Here is a 13,803-nt window from a genome sequence, read left to right as displayed (position 1 = left end):
ATCAGGACGCCGCCCTCGAGGCGGCGTCCACGTCGTAGCGTGCGCCATGCGCACGACACGCGCGATGCCTGCCGCATTCGTGCATCGGGAGGATTGAATGCGATCGTGCGCATGGCGCACGCTACGCCGCGCCCTCGCTCGGCTTGCATCGCCGGGCGCGCGCGCCGATGATGCAGGGCATCGTCGTTTTTCCTGCGTTTCGTCTCATGCCCGCCACCCCCGCGTCCTCCTCGCAAGGCGACCTGTTCGGCAGCCCGCAGCCGGGCCGGCTGCACCGGCTGTTCTTCGCGCTGGTGCCCTCGGCGGGCGAGCGCGAAGGCCTTCGGCACCGTGCCGAAGACCTCAAGGCTGCGTTTCCGCAGGCGCGCTGGGTGCGCCCGGAGCGCTACCACCTGACCCTGCATTTCCTCGGCGAAAGCGATGGCCCGCGCGAGGACATGATTCGCACCGCGCGTGACGCCATGCAGGACTGGCAGCCGGAACCGGTCGGCATCACCCTCGATCACCTGCTGTGCCTGGGCAACCCGAAGAACCCGGCATTGACACTGGCAGCGCTGCATCCGTCGCCGGCCGTGGTCGCCTTCTGGCGCGGCCTGCAGCAGCGCCTGCTGCGGGCCGGCTTCAAGCAGCACGTCGGGCGCAGCTTCGTCCCGCACCTGACCCTGGCCTACGTGCCGCCGCGCACGACGCCGGTGGACGTGCCGCCGGTGGTGCTGCACCCGCAGGGCGTGCACCTGCTGCAGAGCATCGAGGGCGAGGCAGACTACGACGTGCTGGGCGAGTGGCCGTTGGGGTGATGCGGCTCAGTGCCGGAGTCGGCGCAGCGCATCCAGCTTGGCGTGATAGAGCTGGCGGTGGTCGCCTTCGCTGAGATGTTCGGCGCGTACCAGCGCCTTGCCGGCGCGGCGGTTGTCGCCCATCTGGAAGTACACACGCGCCAGGCCGAAATGGAAGCGGTGTTCGTCGGGGAACAGCTTGATCGCCTGCCGGTAGTCGCGGACGGCCTGTTCGAAATCGCCTTCGCGCTCGTGGCGGACGCCCAGCAGGAAATGGTGGAACGGATCCATGGCCTGCACGCGCTGCAGCCGGGCCTGCAGGCGCGCCGCGGCGGCGGTATTGCCGGTGCGTTGGTAATGCGCGGCCAGGTTGGACAGGGCGCCGGGGTCCTGCGGATTCAGCTGCAGCGCGTGCAGGTAATGCTGTTCGGCCTTCACCGGATCGCCATGGCGCAGGTGCACGACACCGGTGTTGCTCCACGTCACGGCATAAGCGGGGTCCAGGGTCTTGGCCACGCTGGCGTAGCGCAGGGCGTCGTCCAGCCGGCCGGCCTCCAGCAGGTCGGCGGCGCGGTTGTTGTAGTAGTGGACCAGCAGGCGCGTATCGCTGATCCGGCGCGGTGGCTTGCGCGCGATCACCTGGTCCCAGGCGACGTCGACGGTCAGCTGACGGTGCTGGATAAGCACGCCGGCATTGACGTGGTGGGTGCGGTAGAGCGTGTCCTGTTCCTGCCGCCAGGCGAGGGTCTCGTCGATCTGCTGGCCGTAGGCCTGCAGGCCGGCCTCACGCGCCAGCGCGATGGCCAGCAGGGTGAAACTGAGGCAGTTCGCCTTGCGGGTGGCGTAGGCCTCGGCAATCGTGTGGTTGGCATCGATGTCGTAACTCATGCCCAGGTCGTCGGGCGAGAAGAGGAACTCGACCATCCGCCGCAGGCGTTGTTCGGAACCGCGCGGCATCGACAGCACCCTGGCGTGGAACTGCTGCCGCAGCGGGTCGGGCAGGGACATGATCTCCGCCGGTGTAGGCGGCTGGGCGGCGGGCGCGACGGGCGCCAGTCCGGCCATGGCCAGCGTGGCGGCCAGCAGGGTGGCGATCATGGGGCGGCCCTCCCGACGAAGACGATGGCGGCAGTCTATGCGCTGTGGCGATGCAGCATTGGCACATTGCGGGCGTTAGGATGTGCGCATGGACCTCGATGCTCACCTGATCGCCTGCCCCCACTGCGCCGCGATGAACCGCGTGCCGGTGGAGCGGTTGGCCGAGGCCCCGCAGTGCGGGCGCTGCCACGACGCGTTGTTCACGGGCGTGCCGCTGGCGCTGGGCGAGGCGGACTTCGATCGTCATGCGCTGCGCAGCACGTTGCCGCTGCTGGTCGATTTCTGGGCGCCGTGGTGCGGCCCGTGCCTGCAGATGGCGCCACACTTCGAGCGCGCGGCGGGCGTGCTGGAACCCGCGATGCGCCTGGCGAAGGTGGACACGGACGCCAGTCCGGGGCTGGGCAACCGCTTCGGCATCCGCAGCATCCCGACGATGGTGCTGCTGCAGGGCGGTCGCGAGATCGCGCGGCAGAGCGGGGCGATGCAGGCGGAGGGGATCGTGCGATGGGCGAGGGGACGAGACCTCTAGTAGTCGGCAGGCTTGCATTTCGCCTGGCGGGGCAGGTAAGAGATCGTGATTGGGATGGTTGTTTTCAGGGGAATGGGTAATGGGGAAGGGCAGTCTCGCGTGTGTCGGGCTGGGTATGACGTTGGGTTCGCATCTGGGGCCGAGGGCGAGACAGCACATCGAGGGCGCGGATGTCGTCTTCGCGGCGGTATCTGACCCGCTGGTCGAACTTTGGGTGCAGGGCATGAGTGCAGACGTCCGCAGTCTGCAGCCCTTCTACATTGAGGGAAAGCCGCGATCCGAGAGCTATCGCGAGATGGTGGAAGCGATGCTGGCGGAAGTGCGTGCCGGGCGCCGCGTCTGCGGTGCTTTCTATGGACATCCCGGCGTGTTCGCGGTGGTGCCGCATCGCGCGGTCGAACTCGCACGCAAGGAAGGGTTTGACGCGATCATGGAGGCGGCCGTGTCCGCGGAGGACTGCCTTTACGCGGACTTGGGCATCGATCCGGGCACGCATGGCTGCCAGCATTACGAGGCAAGCCAGTTCATGTTCTATAAGCGGCGTATCGATCCGTCGGCCTATCTCGTGCTGTGGCAGATAGGCATTGCTGGTGACTTCACCCTCGCACGCTTTGCTACCGGGGCGGCATTCCGTCGTGTTCTACTCGATGTGCTTACCGAGGATTATCCGATGACCCATGAAGTCATCGCCTACGAAGCCGCCACGCTTCCCATCCATACGCACCGTGCGGAGCGCATGACGCTGTCGGCGTTGCCGGCCGCGAATCTTCGACTGGAAACGACACTGGTCATCCCGCCTGCCAAGCCGATGGTGCTCAACCGCCCGTTGCTGGATCGGTTGGCTCGCCTCGACGCGGCGCAATGACCGTACCTGACGCCAGCGCGCGATTCCTTCTCCGGTCGCCCACGCGGGAGGACGCGGACCTTTATGGCCGCCTCTACACCGATGCCGAGACCATGAAGCATGTTGCTCCACCGTGGTCATGGGGGCAGGCATCAGCGAATTTCGACAAAGTGCTGTCCGCGTGCACAGAGCCACGATTCCGCTACCGCCTGTGGATCGTGGCTACCCATGCGGGGGAACCAATCGGCGTCATTGCCCTGACAGGGGATCGTGCGCGAGCGGAACTTGGCATGATGCTGTTGCCGGCATGGCGCAGCTGTGGAGCGGCGCAGGAAGTCGTACCCAGCGTGACCCGCCATGCCTTTGATGTACTCGGTGTGGCGAAGGTCGCGGCGCGGCACGTGGATGCCAACGAGGCTGGAGCCAGGGTCATGAAGGCCCTGGGCTTCCATCCGGAGTCGCTTGCCGAGGCAGGCTGGCAGGGCTGGTACCGCGTCCGCGAGGCGTGAGGCCCGCTTTCTGCACACGTTGGGCCGGTGGATGACGGCCTGAAAAGCGGGTATCGTCGTTCCATTGGAGCGCGGTGGGGCCGAGATGCCGTGAACCATCAGGGGGTTGATGACCGGCTGTCGGCAAGCCGGGTCGGCGAAGTAGATCCAGTCCGTAATCAGGGGAGAATGCAGTGTCGAATGTAGTCCAGGTGCTGGAACGGTTGGGTGCGAGTGCGGTAATGGACCAGCAGGCAGTGTCGCGTCTGATCGCGTCGTTTGCCGTTGAGCATGAGATCGGTGTCGACCAGCAGCAATTGCTACTGTCACGCGACAGCGCGTCGTTGACCGATGTTCTGGGTGGGCGGGCCCGCATGGTGTGCGCGATCTTTGCGCCGGACGAGCAGCCTCTCAAGGAAGGAGAAGAGCATGAAGGGGATCAGGATGGACGAGAGGAACCGCTGGAAGACAAGCCTGCCCAGTAACCAGGGCAGACTCGTCCAACGGAACGGATCCCGCTGGCGGAATGCGGGTCGTGGGCTTGTGCTCGCGGCCCTCTTGGCGTGGGGATTGCCTGCCGCTGCTGCCCCGGAACCGACCTTGGAGCAATTGCTGGTCGAGGCGGAAGCGATCCGCAGCGGCGACCCGGTTGCGTTTCGGCAACTTCTGCGCGAAATCAACGGGCGTGCCACCAAGGCTGACAAGGGTCAGAAGGCCCAGATCGAGTACCTGAACGCATACGCGCTGGCGTTCTCGGGCCGGTTCAACGATGCCATCAAGGCCGCCCAGGCGCTGCTCAAGCCCGAGTACAGTCCCGACATCCAGATCCGCGCAGGCGCGCTGATCGTCAACAATTACGCGGGCACGCGTCAATTCGTCGAGGGCTTGCGCCAGCTCGAGGAGACGTTAACGCTGCTGCCTCAGGCGACCGACGAGTCGTTGAAAATCCACGTGGCAGTGGCGGCGGCGGTGCTTTACAACCAGATTGGCCAGTACGAGCATGGCGTACGGTTCGCAGATCAGGTGCTGGAGACGAGCAAGGTGCCGCGCGAACTGTGCTTCGCGGGTTTCCAGAAGGCGGAGGCGCAGTTCTTCCTTGGCGAACTGTCCAACGATGACCAAGCTCTCAAAGCCGTAATCGACGGTTGCCAGGCGAACAAGGAGGTCGTGCTGGCCAATCTCGCGCGCCAGGTACTGGCGCAGAAGTGGGCGTCGCAGGGTCAACGTCGCAAGGCGATCTCCCTGCTGCAGGCGCATCTTGCCGAGATCGAGGGTACGCGTTACCCCCGCCTGGTCGGAGAAACGCATGCATTGCTGGCTCAGTACCTGCTCGAGGAACAGGACATACGAGCGGCGGAAGATCATGCCAATCGCGCTACGGCATTGAGCGCCAACATTGCGTTCTCATCGCCGCTTGTCTCGGCCTACCGGACGCTGTATGAGATCGCGGAGCGCCGAAGCGACAAAGTCCAGGCGCTGGTCCAGTACCGCAAGTACGCGGAAGCCGATCGGGCGTACCTCAATGAAGTGAATGCGCGCGAGCTCGCCTACCAGATCGTTCGTCAGGAGACGCTGCAGAAGACCCAGCAGATCAGCGCCCTGGACCAGAAGAACCAGGTTCTCCAGCTGCAGCAGAAGGTCGACCAGCAGGCCGCACAGAACACGCGCCTGATTGTCATCCTGCTGATACTGCTGATCGCCTCCATCGGCTACTGGGCATTCAAGATCAAGCGCGTGCAGCTGTCGCTGAAGAAGATGGCCGAGACCGATGCGCTGACCGGCATCTGCAACCGCCACCACTTCACCATCCGCGCCGAGCGTGCGTTGGCCGAGTGCGCCCGCAATGGCGAACAGGCCGCGCTGATCATGTTCGACCTGGACCACTTCAAGAACATCAACGACCGCTTCGGCCACGGCACCGGCGACTGGGCGTTGAAGGAAGTGGCCGAGGCCAGCAAGGGCTTCTGCCGGCGCATCGACGTGCTGGGCCGCCTCGGCGGCGAAGAGTTCGCCATCCTCATGTACGGCTGCGACCTGCGCGCCGCCTCCCGCGTGGCCGAAGACTGCCGCGTGCGCCTGGCCCAGATCGAGACCCGCGAGACCGGCCACGTCTTCGCCATCACCGGCAGCTTCGGGGTGACCTCCACCCAGCAGTCCGGCTACAGCCTGGCCAAGCTGCTCTCGCAGGCGGACAAGCAGCTGTATCGCGCCAAGCACGCCGGCCGCAACCGCGTCTGCATCTACGACGCCGAGCAGGAGAGCGCCCGCGCGACCAGCAACGTGCTGGAGATGCCGCACCGCGACCGCGCCGAGCACCTCGGCGCCTGAGGGTCCGGATCAGGGCGTGTCGACGATCGCCTGCAGGCCGTCGTCGATCGCCAGCTGGTTGCGTCCGCGGCTCTTGGCCTGGTAGAGCGCCCGGTCGGCCGCTTCCAGCCAGGCCCGCAAACCGGCGGCCCCCGTCGTCTTCGCCAGGCCCAGGCTGACGGTAGGGCGAAGCCCAGGTGCACTGTCCACCTGCAACGCCTGCACGCCCTCACGGATGCGCTGGGCCACGATGCCGGCCGCGTCCACATCGGTGCCGCGCAACAGCACCGCGAACTCGTCGCCGCCCAGCCGGCCCGCCGCGTCGTGGCCACGGATGCTCTGGCGGATCACCTCCGCCGTCGCCCGCAGCACGTCGTCGCCGGCCGCATGGCCATGGCGGTCGTTGATCGCCTTGAAATGATCGATGTCGATCATCAGCAGCGTGGCCGGCTCGCCGGTGTCGGCGCACTGGTCGAGCAGCAGCGCCGCCTGCTCCTGCCAGTACCGCCGGCTGTCCAGCGCGGTCAGCGTGTCGCGCCGGCTCAGTTCGTCCAGCTGCCGGTTCTGCCGCTTCACCTTGCGCACCAGACGGTAGCTGGCCTGGCTGACGGCGATCGTGTGGATCAGCAGCATCGGCAGGCACGCGACCATCACCGGCATGCTGGTGACGGCCTGCACCTCGAACCCGCTCGCCATGCCGGCCGCCACCGCGCCGGCCGCCATCAGGGGCAGCGACCAGTACCAGAGCCGGTCGATGCCGGTGCTGATCTTGTCGACCGTGGCCAGCGTCACCAGCAGTACGCTGGGCAGCAGGTTGAAGGCCATCAGTGGCACCCACATGCCGGCCAGGATCGAATCCACCAGCAGGTTGCGGATCTCGCCGCGGAATGGCACCGGATGGCGCAGCGCCAGCCACAGCGCGAGCTGCGGCCACACCACCGTGGTGAAGAGCAGGAACACCCAATGGCCCGCGCCGGCCTGGTTCTCCAGCAGCACCATGCCGATCGGCAACGCCCCCAAGCCCATGCCAAGCATGCGCAGCCGGTAGATCCGGCGCGGCAGGCGTTCGGTATGGCGTTCCGGATCGGTCCCGGGCGGTGCGTTGAACGGCATTGGCGCTGGAGTCCCCTCGCTCGTGGCGGCCACCCCCGGAGCGCCGGGGGAAGGCGGAGTGTAGGTCAAAGCGTGACAGCGGGCACGCTGCGGAGCCATGCCAGGAGAACGGCCGAAGAGCCGGATTCTTGAGCGCGTGGACGATAATCCGGCGTCCTCCCTTCGCGGTTTCCCGATGTCCGCTCCACGATCCTCCGTCGACGCCCCGTCCCGTCCTGTGCCAACCCGGCTGGCCGAGCCAGCCGGGCTGGCGGCGATGACCGGTGCCGTGGGGTTCCTGCTCGTGGCGGGATCGCTGCAACTGGTACGCGCTGACCTGGACTGGCAGCGGGCCACGCTGAGCCAGTACCTGCTCGGTCCATGGGGGCTGCTGCTGCGCACCACCTACTGCGTGCTCGCCGCGACCATCGTGGTGCTGGCGGTCGGCCTGCACGCGCAACTGTCGGCGAGGGCACGCAGCGCCGCGCCGCTGCTGCTGTTCTGCATCGGCGCGGTGGCGTTGGCGGGCGTGGCGATCGGCGATTCCTGGTTGCCGCAGGCGGCGCCGTACTTCCACCACTGGTTCCACCATACGTGCGCGATCACCGCATTCCTCTGCGTCACCACCGGCATGGTCCTGCAGGCGTGGCGGTTCCGTCTGGACGATACGTGGCGTCGGTACTTCCCGCTGGCTGCGACGTGGTCGGTGGCCTGCTATGCGTTGCTGTGGCTGCACGCCCTGTGGCCGCCCGCAGGCCAGGGCTGGGTGCAGAAGCTGCTGATCGCGTTGATCGTCATCGCCATGTGGCTCGGCGGGTGGTGGCTGTGGCGGGCCGGGTCCGGTGCGACGGTCGCCGCGCGGCGCTAAGCTGCCCGTCCCACAACGGAGGAAACCCCATGATCCAGCGCTTCGACGTAGGCCCGCGTCTGTCCGAGATGGCCATCCACAATGGCGTGGTGTACCTGGCCGGCCAGATCGCCGAGGACGCCACGCAGGGCATCGCCGGCCAGACCCAGCAGGTGCTGGGCGAGATCGATGCGCTGCTGGCGCGCGCCGGCACCGACAAGTCGAAGATCCTGCGTGCCGAAATCTTCATCAAGGACCTGCAGGACTTCGAGGCGATGAACCGCGTATGGGACGCGTGGGTCCCGGAAGGCAATGCACCGCCGCGCGCCACCGTGCAGGCGAACCTCGCACGACCGGCATGGCTGATCGAGATCGTGGTGACGGCCGCGGTCTGAGTCATGGCGACGCGCAAGCCCAGTCCCTGGCAACGCCTGGCGCCGAAGCGGCGAGGCGGTGCGATGAAACTGACGCCCGCGCAGGTGGAAGAAGCGCGCGCCCGTGCGGCCGCGGCAGGCCGACGCTATCCCAACCTTGTCGACAACATGTACGTGGCGGCGAAGGCGCGACGCGAAGGTGCCGCGGAAAAACCGGCGGGTGACGAAGCAGAATGAGGGTGCATGCCGCGTGAGGACTAGCATGCACATCCGGCCGTAAATGTCTGTAATAAAACTGCTCTGAAACGCTAACCGGACGTCAACAAGTCCTCGCGTATCGTGCCGCCCACGTTCCGCAGCCGCTGCGGCACGCACTTCCCGGGGTGCGCGCCGCAGCCCCTGCGGACGACCACTCAGGTGCTGCGTTGCGCCAGCCAGTCGATCACGCCGTGCGCGGCGTGATGGCCGCTGGCGAAGCAGGCCGTCAGCAGGTAGCCGCCGGTGGGCGCCTCCCAGTCGAGCATCTCGCCGGCAGCGAACACGCCGGGCCGGGCGCGCAGCATCAGCTGCGGATCCAGCGCCTCCATCCGAATCCCGCCGGCACTGCTGATCGCCTCGGCGATCGGGCGCGTGCGCTGCAGCCGGAACGGGAAATGCTTCAACGTCCGCGCGATGCACGCGGAATCGGCGAGCGCCGCCTTGTCCAGGACTTCGTACAGCAGCGCGGCACGCACGCCGGTGACGCCGGCTTCGCGCCGCAGGTGTTCGCTGAGGCTGCGCGAGCCGCGCGGTTTGGCGAGGCGGCGGGCGAGGTCGGCTTCCTCGCGACCCGGCAGCAGGTCCAGCACCAGCGTGGCGTGACCGTCGCGCGCGATGGCGTCGCGCAGCATCGGCGACAACGCGTAGACCAGGCTGCCCTCGATGCCGGTGGCGGTGAGTACGCATTCGCCCTGGCGCTGCTGCGCGGTGCCGTCGGTATCCTGCCAGTGTGCGACCACCGGCTTGAGCGGCTCGCCGGCGAAGCGCGTGGCCAGATGCTCGCTCCAGCCGATGTCGAAGCCGCAGTTCGATGGAAGCAGCGGTGCGACGTCAATGTCCTTTGCTTTCAGTGCGTCTACCCAGGCGCCATCCGAACCGAGTTCGGGCCAGCTGCCCCCGCCCATCGCCAGCACGGTGGCATCGGCCTGCACGTCGATATCGCCGTCGGGCGTCGCGAAGCGCAGCGCATCTCCATCGTTCCAGCCGAGCCAGCGATGCTGCACGTGGAAGCGAACGCCCTGTTCGCGCAGGCGCCGCACCCAGCCGCGCAGCAACGGTGCCGCCTTCAGGTCGGATGGGAACACACGGCCCGAGGTGCCGACGAAGGTCTCCACGCCGAGCCCGCGCGCCCAGGCGCGCAGGGCATCGGCATCGAAGTCGCGCAGCCACGCGGCGACCTCGTCGCAGCGTCCGTGGTAGCGCGTGACGAAGACATCGATGGGGTCGGAGTGGGTCAGGTTCATGCCACCCTTGCCGGCGATCAGGAACTTGCGTCCCACCGACCCCTTGGCGTCGTACAGATCGACCTGCAGGCCGGCGGCGCGCAGGGTTTCGGCCGCCATCAGTCCGGCCGGGCCGCCGCCGATGACGGCGATGGTGGGCGGGGAGGCGGAGTCTTCGGGGCGTTGCGCAGGCATCCGCATAGTATGCCGTGACCGTCCGTCGCTTCCGGGAGGCGCAGGGCGCATACGCCATGCGGTATCGTCGCACGGACCTCCAGACACGGGACACACGATGCGTTCGAACCTGCCGGCGACCACCAGCCGCGCCTTCTGGCTGCTCTGCCTGTTCGCCTCCGGCGCGGTGGCGAAAGAAGCCGCACCGCCGCCCGCGCTGCAGGACATCGACGCCTATGTCGACTCGGTCCGCGAGGCCTTCGACGTGCCGGGTATCGCCGTCGCCGTGGTCAAGGACGGCGAGGTGGTGCTGGCCAAGGGCTGGGGCGAGCGCGAGATGGGCAAGGCGGCGCGGGTCGATGCGCACACGATGTTCGCCATCGCCTCCAACACCAAGGCGTTCACCGCCGCCTCGCTGTCGATGCTGGCCGACGAGGGCAAGCTGACGTTGGAAGACCGCGTGATCGACCACCTGCCGTGGTTCCGCATGGCCGACCCCTACGTCACCCGTGAGATGCGCATCCGCGACCTGCTGGTCCACCGCAGCGGGCTGGGCCTGGGCGCGGGCGACCTGCTGTTCTGGCCTACCACCACCTACAGCAACCGCGAGGTCGCCGAGCGCCTGCGCGACGTGCCGCTCACCGGCGGCTTCCGCGAGCGCTATGCGTACGACAACATCCTGTACGGCGTGGCGCAGCTGGTCGTCGAACAGGCCAGCGGGCAGCCGTACGACCAGTTCCTGCGCGCGCGCTTCTTCCAGCCGCTGGGCATGCACGATACGCTCTACAACAGCGATGCGCTGAAGGCCGGCGACAACGTCGCCAGCGGGCATGCCAAGGCCGACTTCACCACGCTGCAGCCGGCGCCGCGGATGACCTGGCGCAACGTCGCCGGCGCCGGCGGCCTCTATTCCAGCGTCACCGACATGGCGAAGTGGATGAACGCGCAGCTCGCCGGTGGCACGTACCGCGATGCAAAAGGCCGCGAGCAGGCGCTGTTCACGCCCGCGCGGCAGAAGGCGATGTGGTCCCTGGTCACGCCCATCCCGATCGCCGAACCGAAGATCGAGGCGCTGAAGGCGGCGAAGCCGAACTTCCTCGGCTATGGCGAAGGCTGGATGGTGTCCGATTTCCAGGGCCGCAAGCTCGTGTGGCACACCGGCGGCTGGCCGGGCATGGTCTCGCGCGTGACGCTGGTGCCGGAGCAGAAGCTGGGCATCGTGGTGCTGACCAACCAGGAAGTGGGTGCGGCCTTCAATGCGATCACGTTGAAAGTGCTGGACGCGTACCTGGCCAACAGCGGCACGGACTGGCTGGCCGCCTACCGGGCACAGGTGGCGCAGTCCAAGGACAACGCCGACGAGCACTGGCAGAAGCTGCTGGCCGCGCGCGACCCGAGCGCGAAGCCATCGCTGCCGCTGGCGAAGTACGCGGGCACGTTGCGCGACCCGTGGTACGGCGACGTGGTGGTGACGCAGGAGAGCAACGGTCTGGTCCTTCGCTTCAGCCGCACGCCGGAACTGGTCGGCGACCTGCAGCCGTGGCAGCACGACACCTTCGTGGTGCGCTGGCGCGAGCGCTGGCTCAACGCCGATGCCTTCCTGACCTACTCGCTGAAGCCGGACGGCGGCGTCCGCGAGGCACGGATGGAAGCGATCTCACCGTTGACCGACTTCAGCTTCGATTTCCACGACCTGCGACTGGTGCCGGTGGAGTAGGGCGGCGTCTCTGTAGGAGCGACGTCAGTCGCGACCGCGAAAAAGAAGAGCCGGTAAACCTCGCACATCTCGCAGGGGTCTGGTCCACGGTGATCAGGCCGTGCGGTCGCGACTGACGTCGCTCCTACAGGAAACACGATCTACTCGTGCGGCTTGACGTCGACGAGTTCGACGTCGAACACCAGCGAGGCGCCCGGCGGGATGACACCGCCGGCGCCCTTGCTGCCATAGCCGAGGTCGGCGGGAATCTTCAGCGTGCGCTTGCCGCCGACCTTCATGCCGGCCACGCCGTCGTCCCAGCCGCGGATCACCTGTCCGGCGCCGAGCAGGAAGGTGAAGGGCGTGCCGCGGTCGACCGAGCTGTCGAACTTCATGCCGCGCTGCTGCGGGGCGGTCTCGTCGTACAGCCAGCCGGTGTAGTGCACGCTGACATCGCTCCCGCTGGTCGCCACGGCACCGGTGCCGGCGAGCGTATCGATGCGCTCCAGTTCGGCGACGCTGCCACCCGGGGGCGGGCCGGCAGGCGCGCAGGCGGCGAGCAGGGTCAGCGAAACAGCGAGCAGCAGGGTACGCATCGACAATGTCATCCGGTGGGGCGAGAGGCGCGCAGGGTAACCGATCCTGCGCGACAGTCTGCGCAGACGCACCGGGTACACTGCCGGCATGGCGAAACTGTTCCTCAACCTGCGCAACGTGCCCGGCGACGAAGCCGACGAGGTGCGCGACCTGCTGCGCGCGAACGCGATCGATTTCTACGAAACGCAGCCCAGTCCGTGGGGGATCTCCGCAGGCGGACTGTGGATCGAGGACGCGGACCAGCTGGCACGCGCGAAGACCCTGATGGCCGACTACCAGGCGAGTCGGCGCGACCAGGCCCGCGCGCGCCAGGCGGCGGACGAGCGCGAGGGACGTGCCGAGACGTTCATGGGGCAGCTTCAGGCAAGGCCGGCCTACGTTATCGGCGTGCTGGCGGCGATGGTGGCGATCATCGTGCTGACGCTGGCCTTGCCCTGGCTGCTGCTCTGACGGTCACGCCGCCGCTTCGCGCGGCAGCCGTTCGGCGTAGGCCGTTTCCAGCGCTTCGTGCGCGACCCAGAAATTGCCCGGCGCGCGGCCTTCCAAGTGGTCGAGCAGGACGCCGACATGCGCGTGCCAGCCGGCGGACACGCTGAGCAGTGCGGCGCGGTCGGGCAGGCGGGCATGGGTAATGGTCAGCAGGACGCGATCGCCATCGGGTTGCAGATCGAAGCGCACCTCGGACGCGCTGCCGTCGGCTTCTCCCCATGTGTGCGCCAACAGGCGGGGCGGCTCGCAGGCCGTGACCTGGCCGGACTGATGGTGGCAGCCGTCCTCGGTGCGATAGCGCTCCGGCGTCGGCACGCGATGGTCGGACAGATCGTCGTTGTGGAATTCCAGCCGCACGTCGCCACCGACGCGCAGGTCCATCGGACCGGATGCCAGCCAGCTGCCCCGGGCTTCGCTGTCGGTCAGGTAGTGCCAGACGCGCTCGATGGGGCCTGGCAGCGAGCGTTGCAGGCGCAGCGTGCCGGGGGCGACCAGCGTGCCGAAAGCGGTGTTGATGTCGTTCATGGCGGACTCCTGTGAAGGGTGATGGAAGCTCAGAACACCGCGTGCAAGGCGTCGAGCATCGTGCTCCAGCCTTGTTGCGTGCGGCCGGCGTAATCGGCCCACGCGCGCGGGAGGGTGTGGACCAGGCGCAGCTCGCAGCCGGTGGACGTGGGCGTGATGGCGATATCGACGCGGCTGCCGTCCTGGTCGGCTTCGCCGGCGATGGTCCAGGTGAAGGACAGCCGGTGCGGCCGGTCGATGACGAGGTACTCGCCGACGTGGTCGATGCGCTCGCCGCCGCGTTCGACCAGCATCGAGAAGCGGCCGCCGACGCGCGGGTCCACGTCCAGGCGCAGCAGCTTTTCTTCACGTACATCCGGACCGAACATCCATTGCCCGAGCAACCGTGGCGTCAGCCAGGCGTCGAACACGCGTTCGGCCGGCACGGCAAAGGCGCGTTGCACGGTGACATCGACGGTGTCGGGCGGGGAGGGGTGCGTCATGGTG

The 13,803-nt window shown here is 67.7% G+C and carries 17 protein-coding genes; 11 read left to right on the top strand and 6 right to left on the bottom strand.

Translation table 11 applies throughout. From position 1 onward, the window contains the following. The first annotated feature begins 206 nt into the window (after nt 1-206). Nucleotides 207-797 (top strand): RNA 2',3'-cyclic phosphodiesterase, encoded by a 591-nt coding sequence (gene thpR, locus CSC78_RS16010; protein WP_162338863.1) that lies wholly within the window; start codon nt 207-209, stop codon nt 795-797. 6 nt (nt 798-803) lie between these two features. On the opposite strand, the gene CSC78_RS16005 is transcribed toward thpR, so the two are convergent. Then, nucleotides 804-1,874, bottom strand: coding sequence for a tetratricopeptide repeat protein (locus CSC78_RS16005; protein WP_162338862.1), 1,071 nt, complete (start codon nt 1,872-1,874; stop codon nt 804-806). Between the two features lie 88 nt (nt 1,875-1,962). Here CSC78_RS16005 and trxC point away from each other — a divergent pair, with 88 nt between their 5' ends. From trxC to CSC78_RS15980, 5 genes are all read left to right on the top strand, one after another. Then, nucleotides 1,963-2,403 carry a thioredoxin TrxC gene (trxC, locus tag CSC78_RS16000; protein WP_162338861.1) on the top strand — a complete coding sequence of 147 codons (441 nt, stop codon included), beginning with the start codon at nt 1,963-1,965 and terminating at the stop codon, nt 2,401-2,403. Nucleotides 2,404-2,482: 79 nt separating this feature from the next. Beyond that, nucleotides 2,483-3,268, top strand: coding sequence for an SAM-dependent methyltransferase (locus CSC78_RS15995; RefSeq protein ID WP_162338860.1), 786 nt, complete (start codon nt 2,483-2,485; stop codon nt 3,266-3,268). Continuing rightward, nucleotides 3,265-3,756, top strand: coding sequence for a GNAT family N-acetyltransferase (locus CSC78_RS15990; RefSeq protein WP_162338859.1), 492 nt, complete (start codon nt 3,265-3,267; stop codon nt 3,754-3,756). The genes CSC78_RS15995 and CSC78_RS15990 overlap by 4 nt, the downstream gene beginning before the upstream one ends. A gap of 173 nt (nt 3,757-3,929) precedes the next feature. Then, entirely contained in the window at nt 3,930-4,220 is a 291-nt protein-coding gene (locus CSC78_RS15985) for a hypothetical protein (protein WP_162338858.1), read from the top strand. Beyond that, the gene (locus CSC78_RS15980; protein ID WP_162338857.1) at nt 4,165-6,063 is read left to right on the top strand and encodes a sensor domain-containing diguanylate cyclase; all 1,899 of its coding nucleotides are present in this window, start codon (nt 4,165-4,167) and stop codon (nt 6,061-6,063) included. The genes CSC78_RS15985 and CSC78_RS15980 overlap by 56 nt, the downstream gene beginning before the upstream one ends. Before the next feature lie 9 nt (nt 6,064-6,072). Here the strand turns inward: CSC78_RS15980 and CSC78_RS15975 are convergent, their stop codons facing one another. Next, on the bottom strand, nt 6,073-7,155 hold the full coding sequence (locus CSC78_RS15975; protein ID WP_162338856.1) for a diguanylate cyclase: 1,083 nt from the start codon (nt 7,153-7,155) through the stop codon (nt 6,073-6,075). 175 nt (nt 7,156-7,330) lie between these two features. On the opposite strand from CSC78_RS15975, the gene CSC78_RS15970 reads away from it, so the two are divergent. The 3 genes from CSC78_RS15970 to CSC78_RS15960 are packed head-to-tail and all read left to right on the top strand — an operon-like array spanning nt 7,331 to nt 8,592. Beyond that, nucleotides 7,331-8,002, top strand: a complete 672-nt coding sequence (locus CSC78_RS15970) for a DUF998 domain-containing protein (protein WP_162338855.1) — start codon at nt 7,331-7,333, stop codon at nt 8,000-8,002. Between the two features lie 29 nt (nt 8,003-8,031). Next, complete coding sequence (locus tag CSC78_RS15965; protein ID WP_162338854.1) at nt 8,032-8,376, top strand: RidA family protein; 345 nt, start codon at nt 8,032-8,034, stop codon at nt 8,374-8,376. A gap of 3 nt (nt 8,377-8,379) precedes the next feature. Beyond that, a complete protein-coding gene (locus CSC78_RS15960; RefSeq protein WP_162338853.1) occupies nt 8,380-8,592 on the top strand; it encodes a hypothetical protein in 213 nt (70 codons plus the stop codon). Between the two features lie 176 nt (nt 8,593-8,768). On the opposite strand, the gene CSC78_RS15955 is transcribed toward CSC78_RS15960, so the two are convergent. Next, nucleotides 8,769-10,031: a TIGR03862 family flavoprotein gene (locus CSC78_RS15955; RefSeq protein ID WP_162338852.1), complete on the bottom strand. Its 1,263-nt coding sequence runs from the start codon at nt 10,029-10,031 to the stop codon at nt 8,769-8,771. Between the two features lie 97 nt (nt 10,032-10,128). On the opposite strand from CSC78_RS15955, the gene CSC78_RS15950 reads away from it, so the two are divergent. Continuing rightward, entirely contained in the window at nt 10,129-11,727 is a 1,599-nt protein-coding gene (locus tag CSC78_RS15950) for a serine hydrolase (protein ID WP_162338851.1), read from the top strand. A 140-nt stretch (nt 11,728-11,867) separates the two neighbouring features. Here the strand turns inward: CSC78_RS15950 and CSC78_RS15945 are convergent, their stop codons facing one another. Continuing rightward, nucleotides 11,868-12,302: an FKBP-type peptidyl-prolyl cis-trans isomerase gene (locus CSC78_RS15945; RefSeq protein ID WP_162338850.1), complete on the bottom strand. Its 435-nt coding sequence runs from the start codon at nt 12,300-12,302 to the stop codon at nt 11,868-11,870. Nucleotides 12,303-12,390: 88 nt separating this feature from the next. On the opposite strand from CSC78_RS15945, the gene CSC78_RS15940 reads away from it, so the two are divergent. After that, nucleotides 12,391-12,753, top strand: a complete 363-nt coding sequence (locus tag CSC78_RS15940; protein ID WP_162338849.1) for a DUF6164 family protein — start codon at nt 12,391-12,393, stop codon at nt 12,751-12,753. Nucleotides 12,754-12,756: 3 nt separating this feature from the next. Here CSC78_RS15940 and CSC78_RS15935 read toward each other — a convergent pair whose 3' ends face one another. Both CSC78_RS15935 and CSC78_RS15930 read right to left on the bottom strand, forming a co-directional pair. After that, nucleotides 12,757-13,317, bottom strand: a complete 561-nt coding sequence (locus CSC78_RS15935) for an SRPBCC family protein (RefSeq protein ID WP_162338848.1) — start codon at nt 13,315-13,317, stop codon at nt 12,757-12,759. Between the two features lie 29 nt (nt 13,318-13,346). After that, nucleotides 13,347-13,803: SRPBCC family protein (locus CSC78_RS15930; RefSeq protein ID WP_202924198.1), on the bottom strand; the 457-nt coding region annotated here is incomplete at its 5' end.

The sequence above is a fragment of the Pseudoxanthomonas japonensis genome (genome assembly GCF_010093445.1).
GTDB lineage: Bacteria > Pseudomonadota > Gammaproteobacteria > Xanthomonadales > Xanthomonadaceae > Pseudoxanthomonas_A > Pseudoxanthomonas_A japonensis.
Note: the sequence above shows the minus strand (reverse complement) of the source record. Positions and strands in the feature narration are given on the sequence as shown.

Coding starts and splice junctions, on each gene's coding strand:
- thpR (WP_162338863.1), top strand. CDS start 207: ATGCCCGCCACCCCCGCGTCCTCCTCGCAAGGCGACCTGTTCGGCAGC.
- CSC78_RS16005 (WP_162338862.1), bottom strand. CDS start 1,874: ATGATCGCCACCCTGCTGGCCGCCACGCTGGCCATGGCCGGACTGGCG.
- trxC (WP_162338861.1), top strand. CDS start 1,963: ATGGACCTCGATGCTCACCTGATCGCCTGCCCCCACTGCGCCGCGATG.
- CSC78_RS15995 (WP_162338860.1), top strand. CDS start 2,483: ATGGGGAAGGGCAGTCTCGCGTGTGTCGGGCTGGGTATGACGTTGGGT.
- CSC78_RS15990 (WP_162338859.1), top strand. CDS start 3,265: ATGACCGTACCTGACGCCAGCGCGCGATTCCTTCTCCGGTCGCCCACG.
- CSC78_RS15980 (WP_162338857.1), top strand. CDS start 4,165: ATGAAGGGGATCAGGATGGACGAGAGGAACCGCTGGAAGACAAGCCTG.
- CSC78_RS15975 (WP_162338856.1), bottom strand. CDS start 7,155: ATGCCGTTCAACGCACCGCCCGGGACCGATCCGGAACGCCATACCGAA.
- CSC78_RS15970 (WP_162338855.1), top strand. CDS start 7,331: ATGTCCGCTCCACGATCCTCCGTCGACGCCCCGTCCCGTCCTGTGCCA.
- CSC78_RS15965 (WP_162338854.1), top strand. CDS start 8,032: ATGATCCAGCGCTTCGACGTAGGCCCGCGTCTGTCCGAGATGGCCATC.
- CSC78_RS15960 (WP_162338853.1), top strand. CDS start 8,380: ATGGCGACGCGCAAGCCCAGTCCCTGGCAACGCCTGGCGCCGAAGCGG.
- CSC78_RS15955 (WP_162338852.1), bottom strand. CDS start 10,031: ATGCCTGCGCAACGCCCCGAAGACTCCGCCTCCCCGCCCACCATCGCC.
- CSC78_RS15950 (WP_162338851.1), top strand. CDS start 10,129: ATGCGTTCGAACCTGCCGGCGACCACCAGCCGCGCCTTCTGGCTGCTC.
- CSC78_RS15945 (WP_162338850.1), bottom strand. CDS start 12,302: ATGCGTACCCTGCTGCTCGCTGTTTCGCTGACCCTGCTCGCCGCCTGC.
- CSC78_RS15940 (WP_162338849.1), top strand. CDS start 12,391: ATGGCGAAACTGTTCCTCAACCTGCGCAACGTGCCCGGCGACGAAGCC.
- CSC78_RS15935 (WP_162338848.1), bottom strand. CDS start 13,317: ATGAACGACATCAACACCGCTTTCGGCACGCTGGTCGCCCCCGGCACG.